The organism is Pseudonocardia sediminis (assembly GCF_004217185.1).
In the GTDB taxonomy this organism is placed as follows: Bacteria; Actinomycetota; Actinomycetes; order Mycobacteriales; family Pseudonocardiaceae; genus Pseudonocardia; species Pseudonocardia sediminis.
Genome location: NZ_SHKL01000001.1, coordinates 3,317,053 through 3,330,564, shown reverse-complemented (window position 1 = coordinate 3,330,564; position 13,512 = coordinate 3,317,053). Strand labels below are relative to the sequence as shown.

15 protein-coding genes are annotated in these 13,512 nt (G+C 73.0%); 4 read left to right on the top strand and 11 right to left on the bottom strand.

Features of this window, described 5'->3' with window-relative positions; genetic code table 11:
* Nucleotides 1-65: 65 nt before the first annotated feature.
* From purT to EV383_RS15430, 3 genes are read left to right on the top strand one after another with little or no spacing between them, the layout of a single operon-like run.
* A complete protein-coding gene (purT, locus tag EV383_RS15440; protein WP_130290560.1) occupies nt 66-1,253 on the top strand; it encodes a formate-dependent phosphoribosylglycinamide formyltransferase in 1,188 nt (395 codons plus the stop codon).
* 32 nt (nt 1,254-1,285) lie between these two features.
* On the top strand, nt 1,286-1,840 hold the full coding sequence (locus EV383_RS15435) for a patatin-like phospholipase family protein (protein WP_165438362.1): 555 nt from the start codon (nt 1,286-1,288) through the stop codon (nt 1,838-1,840).
* Nucleotides 1,837-2,211 (top strand): hypothetical protein, encoded by a 375-nt coding sequence (locus EV383_RS15430; protein ID WP_165438361.1) that lies wholly within the window; start codon nt 1,837-1,839, stop codon nt 2,209-2,211. The genes EV383_RS15435 and EV383_RS15430 overlap by 4 nt, the downstream gene beginning before the upstream one ends.
* On the opposite strand, the gene EV383_RS15425 is transcribed toward EV383_RS15430, so the two are convergent.
* Nucleotides 2,208-3,476: a TrpB-like pyridoxal phosphate-dependent enzyme gene (locus EV383_RS15425; protein WP_423213694.1), complete on the bottom strand. Its 1,269-nt coding sequence runs from the start codon at nt 3,474-3,476 to the stop codon at nt 2,208-2,210. The two genes, EV383_RS15430 and EV383_RS15425, sit on opposite strands and share 4 nt — an antisense overlap.
* 169 nt (nt 3,477-3,645) lie before the next feature.
* Between EV383_RS15425 and EV383_RS15420 the strand changes: the two genes are divergently transcribed.
* Nucleotides 3,646-4,659, top strand: coding sequence for a DUF418 domain-containing protein (locus EV383_RS15420; protein ID WP_242623117.1), 1,014 nt, complete (start codon nt 3,646-3,648; stop codon nt 4,657-4,659).
* Here the strand turns inward: EV383_RS15420 and EV383_RS15415 are convergent.
* The 10 genes from EV383_RS15415 to rapZ form a co-directional block, all read right to left on the bottom strand.
* A complete protein-coding gene (locus EV383_RS15415) occupies nt 4,646-5,479 on the bottom strand; it encodes a class I SAM-dependent methyltransferase (RefSeq protein ID WP_341273731.1) in 834 nt (277 codons plus the stop codon). The two genes, EV383_RS15420 and EV383_RS15415, sit on opposite strands and share 14 nt — an antisense overlap.
* Before the next feature lie 33 nt (nt 5,480-5,512).
* Nucleotides 5,513-5,854 carry an RNA polymerase-binding protein RbpA gene (locus EV383_RS15410; RefSeq protein WP_130290556.1) on the bottom strand — a complete coding sequence of 114 codons (342 nt, stop codon included), beginning with the start codon at nt 5,852-5,854 and terminating at the stop codon, nt 5,513-5,515.
* 68 nt (nt 5,855-5,922) lie between these two features.
* Nucleotides 5,923-6,156: a preprotein translocase subunit SecG gene (gene secG / locus EV383_RS15405; protein ID WP_130290555.1), complete on the bottom strand. Its 234-nt coding sequence runs from the start codon at nt 6,154-6,156 to the stop codon at nt 5,923-5,925.
* A 154-nt stretch (nt 6,157-6,310) separates the two neighbouring features.
* Nucleotides 6,311-7,117, bottom strand: a complete 807-nt coding sequence (gene tpiA / locus EV383_RS15400) for a triose-phosphate isomerase (RefSeq protein WP_130290554.1) — start codon at nt 7,115-7,117, stop codon at nt 6,311-6,313.
* Between the two features lies 1 nt (nt 7,118).
* A complete protein-coding gene (locus EV383_RS15395; RefSeq protein WP_130290553.1) occupies nt 7,119-8,306 on the bottom strand; it encodes a phosphoglycerate kinase in 1,188 nt (395 codons plus the stop codon).
* Nucleotides 8,303-9,319 carry a type I glyceraldehyde-3-phosphate dehydrogenase gene (gap, locus tag EV383_RS15390; RefSeq protein ID WP_130290552.1) on the bottom strand — a complete coding sequence of 339 codons (1,017 nt, stop codon included), beginning with the start codon at nt 9,317-9,319 and terminating at the stop codon, nt 8,303-8,305. The genes EV383_RS15395 and gap overlap by 4 nt, the downstream gene beginning before the upstream one ends.
* Nucleotides 9,320-9,592: 273 nt before the next feature.
* Entirely contained in the window at nt 9,593-10,432 is an 840-nt protein-coding gene (locus EV383_RS15385) for a hypothetical protein (RefSeq protein ID WP_130290551.1), read from the bottom strand.
* Between the two features lie 143 nt (nt 10,433-10,575).
* Entirely contained in the window at nt 10,576-11,568 is a 993-nt protein-coding gene (whiA, locus tag EV383_RS15380) for a DNA-binding protein WhiA (protein ID WP_130290550.1), read from the bottom strand.
* A complete protein-coding gene (locus EV383_RS15375; RefSeq protein ID WP_130294493.1) occupies nt 11,559-12,608 on the bottom strand; it encodes a gluconeogenesis factor YvcK family protein in 1,050 nt (349 codons plus the stop codon). The genes whiA and EV383_RS15375 overlap by 10 nt, the downstream gene beginning before the upstream one ends.
* Nucleotides 12,609-12,646: 38 nt before the next feature.
* The gene (gene rapZ / locus EV383_RS15370; RefSeq protein ID WP_130294491.1) at nt 12,647-13,507 is read right to left on the bottom strand and encodes an RNase adapter RapZ; all 861 of its coding nucleotides are present in this window, start codon (nt 13,505-13,507) and stop codon (nt 12,647-12,649) included.
* Nucleotides 13,508-13,512 lie beyond the last annotated feature (5 nt).

Genomic DNA, 13,512 nt, shown 5'->3' with positions numbered 1-13,512 from the left:
CGCGGGTGTGACATGACCCCGGCTCGCCTTCACGCCGGCCGATCACCGCGACTACGGTCCGCAGGATGGGAATCGGTACCCCCCTCAGCCCGACCGCGACGCGTGTGATGCTGCTCGGCTCCGGGGAGCTGGGCAAGGAGGTCGCGATCGCGTTCCAGCGACTCGGGGTCGAGGTGATCGCGGTGGACCGCTACCCCGGCGCCCCCGCGCACCAGGTCGCCCACCGCTGGCACGCGATCGACATGACCGACCCGGTCACGCTCGGCACGCTGATCGAGCAGGAGCAGCCCGACCTGGTCGTGCCGGAGATCGAGGCGATCGCGACGTCCGCGCTGGCCGAGGTCGAGGCGGCCGGCACGACCGTCGTCCCGACCGCCCGCGCGGCGCGGCTGACGATGGACCGCGAGGGCATCCGGCGTCTGGCCGCCGAGGAGCTGGGCCTGCCGACGTCGCCGTACGCGTTCGCCGACACGATCGACGAGGTGCACGCCGCCGTGGCGAAGGTGGGTGTGCCGTGCGTGCTCAAGCCGGTGATGTCGTCGTCGGGCAAGGGCCAGTCGGTGATCCGCGACGCCGGTGACGCGCAGTCCGCGTGGTCGCACGCGCTCGACGCGGGACGTGTGGCGAGCACGCGGGTGATCGTCGAGGGGTACGTCGACTTCGACTACGAGATCACCCAGCTCACCGTGCGCGGTGCCGAGGGGACCGTGTTCTGCGAGCCGATCGGGCACCGTCAGGAGTCCGGGGACTACGTCGAGTCCTGGCAGCCGCAGCCGATGAGCGACGCCGCCGCGGCCGCCGCCCGCGACGTCTCCGAGAAGATCACCACGGCGCTGGGCGGACGTGGGGTGTTCGGCGTCGAGCTGTTCGTGCGCGGTGACGAGGTGCTGTTCTCCGAGGTCAGCCCGCGTCCGCACGACACCGGTCTGGTGACGATGGCGACCCAGCGGCTCTCGGAGTTCGAGCTGCACGCCCGCGCCGTGCTGGGGCTCCCGCTCGACGTCACGCTGCGCTCCCCCGGCGCGTCCGCGGTGATCTACGGGGGCGTCGAGGCGAAGGCACTGGTGTTCTCCGGCGTCGACGAGGCGCTGGCCGTCCCGGAGTCCGACATCCGTCTGTTCGGCAAGCCGCAGAGCCACCCGAAGCGCCGGATGGGCGTCGCGGTGGCCTCGGGGCCGGACGTCGACACCGCCCGCGAACGCGCCACCCGCGCCGCCTCGCTCGTCCGTCCCCTGCCCGCCCCCGACGCCTGACCGCACCCCGTCGTGCGGGGCTGACCGGGCAGGTGCTCGGACTGCCCGCCGTCCTGCGTGCCCTGATCGGCCTGCCCGTGCGGCTGACCAGCCTCGTCGACCCCGGACGCCAGCGCGAGACGCTGGCCCGGGTCGTCGACTGGGACCGGCTGCACGACAACGTCGCCCGCGGCCCGGTGGACGCCGTCGCCGTCCCGACCACGTCCGTCGCGACCGGCGGCACCGTCGTGTTCGTCGAGCGCAAGGACTCCGTCGAGCTCCCGCCGCCGGACACCGAACGCGACATCACCTACGTCGACGCCGTCCTCACCCCGGAGCACCTGCTCGCCTCCGCGGCGGTCCCGACGCTGTTCCGGCCCGTCCGGATCGACGCGCCCCGCGGGGCCGCCGGCTGGTACCTCGACGGGGGCGTCCGGATGAACACCCCGCTCAAACCCGCCCTCGCCCTGGGCTGCGACCGGCTCGGCGTGGTGCCACGACGCCGGAGGTGCCCTCGGAGCCACCGCCCGCCGATCCGGACACGGTCGAGCCGGACGTCTTCGCGGCCGGTGCGCTGGCCCTGCGGATCCTGCTCGGCGGCGCGGTGACCGACGACCTGCGGGCCCTGCTCGCGATGAACGCCCAGGCCCGGGTGGCGTCGGATCCGCACGCCCTCGTCGACGTCTGGTTCGCCGGCCCGCCCGCGGACCGCGCTACCGACCTCGCGACCCTGGCGAACACGGTGTTCCGGCGCGGGTTCCGCGGGCGGCGGGCGATGCGCAGCCCGGCCCTGTGTGCGCTGGACCGGGCGATCGGCGGGTCCGACGCCGACCACGGCGAGCTGCTCAGCTTCGGAGTTCTTCGACCCGACGTTCGCCGAGGCCGCGATCGCCCTCGGCACCGAGCACGCCGCGTTGCTGCCGGAACCGGTGTCCTGACCGGAAAGGAACGCCGGTCAGGACACCGGGAACGGTTCTAGCCCTGCTCCTCCATCAGACGACCGTTGTTGTAGTCGTCGTAGGCGGACAGGTCGAGGAACCCGTGACCGCAGTAGTTGAACAGGATGACCTTCTCCTCGCCGGTCTCCTTGGCGGCCAGCGCCTCGTCGATCGCGGCGCGGATGCCGTGCCCGCACTCGGGCGCGGGGATCTTGCCCTCGGTGCGGGCGAACTGCACGGCGGCCTCGAACACCTTGCCCTGCGGGTAGGCGATCGCCTCCATCCGCCCGTCCTTGACCAGCGACGAGATCAGCGGCGAGTCGCCGTGGTAGCGCAGGCCTCCGGAGTGGATCGACGGCGGGACGAAGTCCGCGCCCAGGGTGTACATCGGCATCAGCGGGGTCAGGCCCGCGACGTCGCCGAAGTCGTACTCGTAGGTCCCCTGGGTCAGCGTCGGGCACGACAGCGGCTCGACGGCGAGCAGACGCACGTCGGAGTCGGGCACGAACGGGAACGCGATCCCGCCCAGGTTGGAGCCACCGCCGCACGGCGCGATGACGACGTCGGGCAGCTTCTCCCCGGCCAGCGCCAGCTGCTCCTTGGCCTCCAGACCGATCACGGTCTGGTGCAGCAGCACGTGGTTGAGCACCGAGCCCAGTGCGTAGTGGGTGTCCTCGCGGCCCATGCAGTCGCGGACGGCGTCGGAGATCGCCGAGCCCAGCGAGCCGGGGTGGTCCGGCTCGTCGACCGGCGACGGCACGACCTCCCCGCCCCAGGTCTCGATGGCGATCCGGCGGTAGGGCTTCTGCCCGTAGGACGCCCGCACCATGTAGACCTTGAGCTCGAGGTCGAACTGGGCCGAGGCGAACGACAGCGCCGTGCCCCACTGCCCGGCGCCGGTCTCCGTGGACAGGCGCTTGATGCCCTCCTTGGCGTTGTAGAACGCCTGCGGGACGGCGGTGTTGGTCTTGTGGCTTCCGGACGGGGAGATCGACTCGTCCTTGAAGTAGATCCGGGCCGGGGTGCCCAGCTCCTTCTCGAGACGCGTCGCGCGGACCAGCGGCGTCGGGCGCCACAGCTTCAGGATGTCGAGCACCTCACCCGGGATGTCGATCCACGGTGCGGCGCTCATCTCCTGCTCGATCAGGGTCGAGGAGAACAGCGGGGCCAGGTCGTCGGGGCCGACCGGCTCGCGCGTGCCCGGGTGCAGCGGCGGCTGCAACGGCGTCGTCAGGTGCGGGGCCACGTTGAACCACGCGCTCGGAATCTTGTCCGGGGGGAGCGTCCAGCGAGTCATGTCCCGCAGCGTAAACAATGCGTGCGCGATCAAGGAACGGAGCCCGGCCGCAGGTGAGGGCGCCGCCTGACGGACCCGGGTGGTGTCCCGCATCCCCGGCCGGACGGGCGAGCCCGGCCGGCGCGGATCGTCCCTCCGGCCGAGGCCACGACTCCCGCTCGGCTCCTACCGTCCGACCGTGACGTCCACTCCCCCTCCCGCCGGCCCCCGCCTCGCCGAGGTCGACGCCTTGCGCGGCCTCGCGGTCATCGGGATTTTGCTGAGCAACGTCCCGGAGATCACGGAGATGCGCTCCACCGACGAGCCGGGCGGACCGATGCTGCCGATCCCGGCCGCGCTGGAGCTCGTCGCCCACCAGCGCTTCTTCCCGATCTTCGCGTTTCTGTTCGGCGTCAGCCTCGCGCTGTTCCTGGACGGTTCCGCCGCACGCGCATCGCGGCCGCGGTTGCTCCTCCTCCGGCGGCTCGTCGTCCTGGCCGGCATCGGGGCGCTGCACCACCTCGGGCAGCCCGGTGAGGCGCTGCTGCCGTACGCCGTCATCGGGCTGGTGGTGCTTCTTCCCGCGACGTGGCTGCCACGGTGGGCCGTGGCGGCCGGCGGGGCCGGGCTGGTCGTCACCGCGCTCGCGCTGGGGACCTCGGGGCTCGCGCTGGTGCCGGGGCTGTTCCTGCTCGGGCTGGCCACCGCCCGCTACCGGATCCCGTCCACCCTGCACCGGCACGGCCGCCGGATCGCGGTCGCCGGGGTCCTCTGCGCGGTGGTGGCCGCGGTGACCCTGCCGTGGCAGCTGTCGGACCTGGCGAACAGCGGCTTCGACACCGACTCGGCCGTCGCCGGGCTCGCGGTCGCGGGGCTCTGGACCGTGGCGCTGCTGGGTGTGCTGCGCACCCGTGCCCGGGGCGGGGTGCTGGCCGTGCTGACCCCGCTCGGACGCACGGCGTTGACGCAGTATGTGGGCGCGACCCTGCTCGTCCTGCTGCTCGCCGGCCCGGCCGGGCTGCCGGACTCGACGCGCTTGCCGGCGATGCTCGGGGTCGCGGCGGTGATCGTCGTCGTCGGCGTGCTCGCCGCGCGCTGGTGGCTCGCACGGTTCCGCCACGGACCGCTGGAGTGGGTCTGGCGGTGCCTGACCTGGTGGCGGATCGTGCCACTGCGGCACGGGCCGGAGCCCGCCGTGATCAGCCCTCGGTGATGCGGACCGCGACCTGTTCGTTGTTCAGGGTGTAGCAGACGTAGCGGTACGCGACGTCGTGCTTGTCGGCGTACTCCCACCAGGCGCGGGCCTCGTGCTGCTCCCACTCCGGGAAGTTCAGGAACTCGTCGAAAAGCACGATGCTGCCCGGTCGCAGGCGCGGCCCGACGGCGTCGAGCACGGTGACCGCGGAGGAGTACAGGTCCGAGTCGACGTGCAGGAAGTCCACCGGCCCGGGGTGGGCCTCCAGGAACCCGTGCAGCGTGTCCGAGAACAGGCCGACGACCAGCTCGGCGCCGGGTACGTCGGGCAGGCCGTCGACGTCGTCGAACGCGCCGGGACCGAACCCGGAGCGCCACAGCTCGGGCAGCCCGGTGAACGAGTCGAAGCCGTACACCCGGCCGTCGCCGCGGTGCTCGGCGATCGCCCGCAGCGTGCCTCCGGTGTAGACGCCGAACTCCAGCGCCATGCCGCCGGCCGGGGCGAGGCCCAGCGCGTGCGCCAGCGTCTCCGGCGGGGCGGCGAGCATGACCGCGTCGGGCATGGCCTCGCGGGCGAACCGGGCGCTGGAGAGCACGGCCTCGCGCTCGCCCGCCGCGATCATGTCCCGGCGGTCGCGCACCTCGGCGGCGTGCACCTCGCGGATCGCGCGGTCCACCTCGTCGCGCAGGCGGTGGTCGAACGTGTCGCGCAGCGCGGCCAGCTCGGTGCGCAGTGCGGCGGTCTGGGCCGCGGTGTGGCGGGCCAGCACCTCGTCGACGAGGCGCCCGGCCGAGCGGCGGGCGCGTCGGGCGAGCCGGCGGGCGGGGTCACGCAACAAGGGCGGCACCGCCCCCGTCGTCACCAAGGGGGATCAGAGCTCGCGGGAGGCCCGGAGCCGTCCCAGCGCCTCCTCCAGGATCGCGTCGCCGTCGGCGTCGCTGCGGCGCTCCTTCACGTAGGCGAGGTGCGTCTTGTACGGCTCGTTGCGCAGCGGGGCCGGCGGGGCCTGCGCGTCGCGGCCACCGAGGAGACCGCAGCGCGGGCAGTCCCAGGTGTCCGGGATCTCGGCGCCGGAGGCGAACCAGGTGTCGTTGACGTGCCCGTTGGCGCAGTAGTACGGGACGAGCTCTCGGGACGCGGTCTCACCACGCTCCGACTCGCCCATCGGGCCGGCACCCACGCGGGTCCCGCGAATGGCGTTGCCACCTGCCATGGTCTTGTCTCCCTAGCGTCGAGGGGTACAGCGTCGAGAGGCGTGCGCGGTCGAAAGGTGTGCGGGTGTCAGCTCGTCGAGACGAGCAGTCCGTTACCGATGACCGCGATCAGCCAGATCAGGGCCACGAAGACCGTGTACCGGGAGACGTTGCGGTCCGCGGCGGCGGAGCCGGACAGGCTCGACTGCACGCCACCACCGAACAGGCTGGTCAGACCACCACCACGGCTGCGCTGCAGCAGGATCAGCACGACCAGCAGGATGCTGGTGATGATGAGGACGATCTGCAGGGTCAGGAGCACGCGGGCAGTCCAATCTCGTTCGCTCGCCGGAGCCCCCGAGAATACCCGCGTACACCGACGGTGTGACCGGCGCCCCTGCCCGTGGGACGACGACGGGCCGGTCCCTCTCGCGTCACACGGAGAGGGACCGGCCCGGGTCCGGTCCGGCGGGGGCCTACGGCAGCGGGCCGCCCGCGGAGATGGCGCAGAGCTTGGCGAACTCGTCGGCGTCCAGGCTCGCGCCGCCGACGAGGGCCCCGTCGACGTCGCCCTGGGCCACGATCTCGGCCACGTTGGACGACTTCACCGAGCCGCCGTAGAGCACCCGTACCCGTGCGGCGACGTCGTCGCCGTAGAGCTCGCGCAGGGTCTGCCGCAGCGCGGCGCACACCTCCTGGGCGTCCGCCGCGCTCGCGACCCGGCCGGTGCCGATCGCCCACACCGGCTCGTAGGCCAGCACGAACGACGCGGCCTGATCGGCCGTGACCTTCTTCAGCGCCCCGCGCAGCTGGTCGGTGCAGTGCTGCACGTGGTCGCCGGCCTCGCGCACGTCGAGGCCCTCGCCGACGCACAGGATCGGGGTCAGACCGTTCTTGACTGCCGCCTGCACCTTGGCGTTGACCAGGGCGTCGTCCTCGCCGTGGATCTCGCGGCGCTCGGAGTGCCCGATCACCACGTAGGTGCAGCCGAGCTTGGCCAGCATCGCCCCGGACACGTCACCGGTGTAGGCACCGGAGTCGTGCGGGGACAGGTCCTGGGCGCCGTGCACCATGTGCAGACGATCGCCGTCGATCATCGTCTGGATGCTGCGGATGTCGGTGAACGGCGGGATCACCGCCACGTCGACCTTGGCGTAGTACTTCTCCGGCAGCGCGAACGCCAGCTTCTGCACCAGCCCGATGGCCTCGAGGTGGTTCAGGTTCATCTTCCAGTTGCCGGCGATCAGGGGCTTGCGCCCGGCCGGGTTGTTCGACGTCGTCATGTTACTGCTCCTCCAGGACGGCCACACCGGGCAAGGTCTCTCCTTCGAGGAACTCCAGCGACGCGCCGCCGCCGGTGGAGATGTGCGAGAAGCCGTCCTCGGGCAGGCCCAGCGCACGGACCGCGGCCGCGGAGTCCCCGCCGCCGACGACGCTGAACGCGCCCGCCGCGGTGGCGTCCACGATCGCCTGCGCCACACCGCGCGTGCCCTCCGCGAACGGCGCCATCTCGAACACGCCCATCGGGCCGTTCCAGAAGACGGTCTTCGTCGCGCGGAGCAGGGATCCGAACACCGAAACCGAGTCCGGCCCGATGTCGAGGCCGGACCAGCCGTCCTCGATGCCCTCCACCGGCACCGTGCGGGTGTTCGCGTCGGCGGAGAACGCGTCCGCGACCACCACGTCGACCGGCAGGACGATCTTGCCGGAGTCGAGCAGACGGCGACAGTTGTCCACCTGGTCGGCCTCGAGCAGCGAGGACCCGACGCCGTGGCCCTGAGCGGCGAGGAACGTGAAGCACATCCCGCCGCCGACCAGCAGCTGGTCGACGCTCGGCAGCAGCGCCTCGATCACGGCCAGCTTGTCCGAGACCTTCGACCCGCCGAGGACGACGTTGTACGGGCGCTCCGGCGAACCGGTGAGCGTCCGCAGCACCTCGACCTCGGAGAGCACCAGCCCGCCGGCGTAGGAGTCGAGCCGCTGCGCGACGTCGTAGACCGAGGCCTGCTCGCGGTGCACCACGCCGAACCCGTCGGAGACGAACGCGGCGTCGTCGCCCACCAACGCGACGAGCTCGTCGGCGAACGCGCCGCGCTCGGCGTCGTCCTTGCTGGTCTCGCGCGGGTCGAACCGGATGTTCTCCAGCAGGACCACGTCGCCGGCCGCCATGTTCGGCAGCTCCTTGCCCAGCTCGGCCAGCCGCACCGGTGCGGCGCGCAGGTCACCCAGCCGCTCGGCCACGGGAGCCAGCGAGTACTTGTCCTCCGGCCCGTTCTTCGGACGGCCCAGGTGCGCCATGATCACGACGAGCGCTCCGGCCTCGGCCAGCGCGGTGATCGTCGGGATCGACGCCTTGATGCGGCCGTCGTCGGTGATGGTGCGGTCGTCGTCGAGCGGGACGTTGAGGTCGCTGCGTACGAGGACGTAGCGGCCCTGGACGTCCTCGTCGAGAAGGTCGTCGAGCGTCTTCACAGCTTCGACGCCACCAGCCCGGCGATGTCGACCAGTCGGTTGGAGTAGCCCCACTCGTTGTCGTACCAGCCCACGACCTTGACCTGGTTGCCGATGACCTTGGTCAGGCCGGCGTCGAAGATCGTCGAGTGCGGGTCGGTCACGATGTCGGAGGAGACGATCGGGTCCTCGGTGTACTTGAGGACGCCCTGCAGCGGTCCGCTCTCGGCCGCGGCCTTGAACGCCGCGTTGATCTCGGCGACCGTCGCCTCCTTGCGGACCTCGACGGTCAGGTCGGTGGCCGAGCCGGTGGGGATCGGCACCCGGAGCGCGTAGCCGTCGAGCTTGCCCTTGAGGTGCGGCATGACCAGCGAGATCGCCTTCGCCGCACCGGTCGAGGTGGGGACGACGTTCAGCGCGGCGGCGCGGGCCCGGCGGAGGTCCTTGTGCGGGCCGTCCTGCAGGTTCTGGTCCTGGGTGTAGGCGTGGATCGTGGTCATCAGACCCTTCTCGATCCCCAGCAGGTCGTCGAGCACCTTCGCCAGCGGCGCGAGGCAGTTCGTGGTGCAGGACGCGTTCGAGATGATGTTCTGCGAACCGTCGTAGTCGCCGTCGTTGACGCCCTTGACGATCGTGATGTCCTCGTCGCTGGCCGGGGCCGAGATGACGACCTTCTTCGCACCCGCGTCGAGGTGCTTCGCGGCCGCCTCACGCTTGGTGAACAGGCCCGTGGACTCGACGACGACGTCGACGCCGAGGTCCTTCCAGGGCAGCTCGGCGGGGTCGCGGACGGCCAGGCCCTTGAAGCCCTTGCCGTCGACGACGATCTCGTCGTCGGTCGAGGAGACCTCGTAGGGCAGCCGTCCGAGGATCGAGTCGTACTTCAACAGGTGCGCGAGGGTGGCGTTGTCGGTGATGTCGTTCACCGCGACGATCTCGATGTCGCTGGTTCCGGCGACGCGCTGAGCGTCCACCGCGCGCCAGAAGTTCCGGCCGATCCGGCCGAAACCGTTCACTCCTACGCGGACCGTCACTGTGCCTCCACAGGCTCGTCGTACGTCGTCGGTCGTGCAGCGCACCTGCCGCCGGAGTTCCGGCGACGGACGGCGCACCCGGGTCGCGGGCACGCCACCGGTGGCTCTCGGGCGTCACCCTATCCGGAGTGACCACCCCGAACGGGACCCCACGGTGGGTGACCTGCGCCGCGATCTCCGAACCCCTCGCCCGCCGCCGGACGGCTCGCGGGCGCCGGACGTGTCCGGGCGCCGACCACCGGGGCCGGGGGTCGGTACCCGACGGGGCCGGTGTCAGGCGCCGAGGCCGAACAGGCGACGCCACCAGACCGGCCGGGCCGGTGCGGGGACCGACGCCGCGGCGCGCTCCTCGTCGGCGAAACCCTCCACGGGCTCCCACGGGCGGGTCTCCCGCGCCCGGGACACGAACGCCGACGCCGCGGCCAGGCCGGCCCGCACACCGTCGGGACCCGGACCGGCGAGGATCGCGGCCGTCGCCGGGACGCCCAGGCGGGCCTCCGCGGCCGGGACATCCGTCCGCTCCCCCACCAGGAGGTCCCCGGCGGTCGCGTCGGCCTCGACCGGTCCGTCGGTACGGGTCTGCCCGGCGACGGGCTCGCCGCCCACCGCGTCACCCCGGTCCGGGGCGCCCGGCCCGGCCGGCTCGTCCGCCGCCGGCACGCGAGCGCCGGAGGCGACGTCCACCAGCACGAACTCCCACGCGTAGTCGTGACGCTGGCGCTCGACCAGCTCACGGACCCGCTCGGTCTCCCCGGCGTCGGCCACGGTGTCGCCGACCACCATCAGCACGACCCGCTCCGGGCGCTCGGACTCCTCCAGCCCGGCCAGCTCGGTCCCGACGTCGTCGATCAGCGTGACGATCCCCTCGTGCAGCGCCGAGTCGCCCCGCGGCTTCAGGGCCACGGGCCCGACGTCGGCGACCGGGCTCAGCGCGCACGCGGTCTCCTGCCCGGCGGCACCGCGCGAGGCCAGGGTGACCAGCAGCTCACCCGGACGTTCCCGCTGGTCGGCGAGCAGGGCGTCGACCCCGGAACGGATCGCACCGGCTGCGGTACACGCGGAGCTGGATCGATCGAGAAGGACGGCGAGGAGGGAGAGACCCGGTTTCGTCACGGCGGCATGATGCCGCAGCCCGCTCCGGCTCTCCGCACCGGCCCCGCCACGGGCAGTCACTGAGGTCTCTACCCACGGTGACGAATCCCACGACGCGGGCTCGTCGGCCGGCCTCGATCACCGGCCGTACCCGCCGGGGACGGTCAGGCCGGGTCCTCGGCCTCCAGGAGCTCCGCGGTGACCGCCGACTCGGTGTCGGGGATGCCCAGATCGGCCGCACGCTTGTCGGCCATGTGCAGCAGGCGCCGGATCCGACCGGCGACGGCGTCCTTGGTCATCGGCGGGTCGGCGAGCTGGCCCAGCTCCTCCAGGGAGGCCTGGGTGTGCTCGGCGCGGAGCTTCCCGGCCGTCTGCAGGTGGTCCGGGACGTCGTCGCCGAGGATCTCCAGCGCACGCTGGACGCGGGCGGCGGCGGCCACGGCGGCGCGGGCGGAGCGGCGGAGGTTGGCGTCGTCGAAGTTGGCCAGGCGGTTCGCCGTCGCCCGGACCTCGCGGCGCATCCGCCGTTCCTCCCAGGCCAGGACGCACTGGTGGGCACCCATCCGGGTCAGCAGCGCACCGATCGCGTCGCCGTCGCGGACGACCACCCGGTCCGCCCCGCGGACCTCCCGGGCCTTGGCCGCCACACCGAGACGACGCGCGGCGCCGACCAGGGCGAGCGCGGCCTCCGGCCCGGGGCAGGTCACCTCCAGGGCGGAGCTGCGGCCGGGCTCGGTCAGCGAGCCGTGCGCCAGGAACGCACCCCGCCAGGCGGCCTCGGCGTCGGCCAGGTCCCCGGAGACGACGGGCGGCGGCAGCCCGCGCACCGGCCGTCCGCGGTTGTCCAGCAGCCCGGTCTGGCGGGCCAGCCCCTCGCCGTCGCGGATCACCCGGATCACGTACCGGGCACTGCGGCGCAGCCCACCGGCCGTGATCACGTGCGCCTCGGCGGTGTGGCCGTAGAGCTCGTGGATCTCGCGACGCAGACGGCGCGCCACCGAACCGGTGTCCACCTCGGCCTCGATGACGACGCGGCCACCCACGATGTGCAGTCCCCCGGCGAACCGGAGCAGCGAGGCCACCTCCGCCCGCCGCGAGGACTGCTTGGTGACGGTGAGCCTGCTCAGCTCGTCCTTCACCGCAGCGGTCATGGCCATCGCGGGCTCCTCTCGGACAGGTGCGCCATCACGTCGTCGTCGGTCCGCGACGGTGGCACCGCCGTCGCGCCGGGGTGGCCCGGGTCGGGGCCGATGATCTCGTCGAACACGTCCAGCAGCGCCGTCGCCAGCGCGTCGGGGTCGTGACGGGGCGTCGTCGCCGTGCCGTCCGCGACCGGGGCCAGGCGGACCCGGCCCCCTGCCGTCAGCATCTGCGCGGCCGCTCGGTCCAGGCGGTCGGGCAGCGGAACCGACGCGGAGTCGGCGAGAACGGCGTGCGCCCTCAACGAGGGGGCGTGGGCGGACAGTACCTCCAGGTGCTGTTCCGGCGAGAAGCCGGCCGTCTCCCCCGGCTCGGGCTCGAGGTTGAGCAGCACGACCCGCCGCGCCGACGTCTCCACGACGGCGTCGCGCAGCTGCGGGACGAGCAGGTGCGGCAGCACGCTGGTGAACCACGACCCCGGGCCCAGGAGCACGACGTCGGCCTCGCGGACCGCGCGCACCGCCTCCGGGCAGGCCGGCGGGTCCTCCGGGCGCAGCCACACCTTCAGCACCCGCCCGGGCGTCGAGGCGACCGCGACCTGGCCGCGGATCCGGTACGGACCGGGCACGTCGTCCAGCTCGACCTCGGCCTCGATGTCGAGCGGCACCGTCGACATCGGGAGCACGCGGCCGGCGATCCCGAGCAGCCCGCCGACGGTGTCCAGCGTCGCGACCGGGTCGTCGGTGACCTCCAGCAGCCCGGCCAGGAGCAGGTTCCCGACGGCGTGCCCGGCCAGCGCCCCGCTGCCGCCGAAACGGTGCTGCACGACCCCGGACCAGAACCGGCCGCGCTCGTCGTCGGCGGCCAGTGCGGACAACGCCATACGCAGGTCACCCGGTGGCAGCGATCCCAGCTCGCGGCGCAGCCGCCCGGACGAGCCGCCGTCGTCGGCCACGGTGACCACGGCCGTCACCTCGGAGACCCGCGGTGAGCAGCGCCGCAGAGCCGAGAGCGTCGCGTGCAGCCCGTGCCCGCCGCCCAGGGCGACGACCCGCAGGCCGGACGACTCCCCGCTGCCCGGCACCGGCGCCGGCCTCACTCGCGGCCCATGTCCCGGTGCGTCACGTGCACCTGCACCCCGTCGGACCCGGCGAGCCGGCGGCCGATCTCCTCGCTGATGGCGACGCTGCGGTGCTTGCCGCCGGTGCAACCGACCGCGACGGTCAGGTACCGCTTGCCCTCGCGGCGGTAGCCGGCGCCGACCAGGCCGAGCAGCTCCAGGTACCGGTCGACGAACTCCTCGGCGCCCTCCTGGGACAGCACGTAGTCGCGGACCTCGGCGTCGCGCCCGGTGTGCTCGCGCAACTCGGGGATCCAGTGCGGGTTGGGCAGGAAGCGGACGTCGACGACGAGGTCGGCGTCGAGCGGCAGCCCGTACTTGTAGCCGAAGGAGAGCACCGTGACCCGGGTCGCCGCCTCGGCACCGGCGCCCATGAACGACTGCTCGATCCGCCCGCGCAGGTCGTGCACCGACAGGTTCGAGGTGTCGACGACGAGGTCGGCGTCCTCGCGCAGCGGGCGCAGGACCTCGCGCTCGGCGTTGATCCCGTCGGTGAGACGGCCGTCGCCCTGCAGCGGGTGCGAGCGCCGGTTGTTCTCGAAGCGCCGGACCAGCACCGCGTCCGAGGCCTCCAGGAACAACAGCTTGGGACGGTAGCCACGACCGTCGAGGTCCTTGATCACCGATTCGAGGTCGTCGGTGAACGCCCGGCTGCGGACGTCCATCACCACCGCGATCCGGGTGACCTCACCACGGGCCCGGGAGCCGAGCTCGACCATGGTCGCGATCAGCTCCGGTGGCAGGTTGTCCACCACGAACCAGCCCAGGTCCTCCAGGACCTTCGCCGCGGTGCTGCGCCCGGCCCCGGACAGGCCGCTGACCACCGCGACCTCGATCCCCG

Bases quoted from the DNA above. Each gene is read 5' to 3' on its own strand.
- purT (WP_130290560.1), top strand. From the start codon at position 66: ATGGGAATCGGTACCCCCCTCAGCCCGACCGCGACGCGTGTGATGCTG.
- EV383_RS15410 (WP_130290556.1), bottom strand. From the start codon at position 5,854: ATGGCAGGTGGCAACGCCATTCGCGGGACCCGCGTGGGTGCCGGCCCG.
- tpiA (WP_130290554.1), bottom strand. From the start codon at position 7,117: ATGACGACGTCGAACAACCCGGCCGGGCGCAAGCCCCTGATCGCCGGC.
- whiA (WP_130290550.1), bottom strand. From the start codon at position 11,568: ATGGCCATGACCGCTGCGGTGAAGGACGAGCTGAGCAGGCTCACCGTC.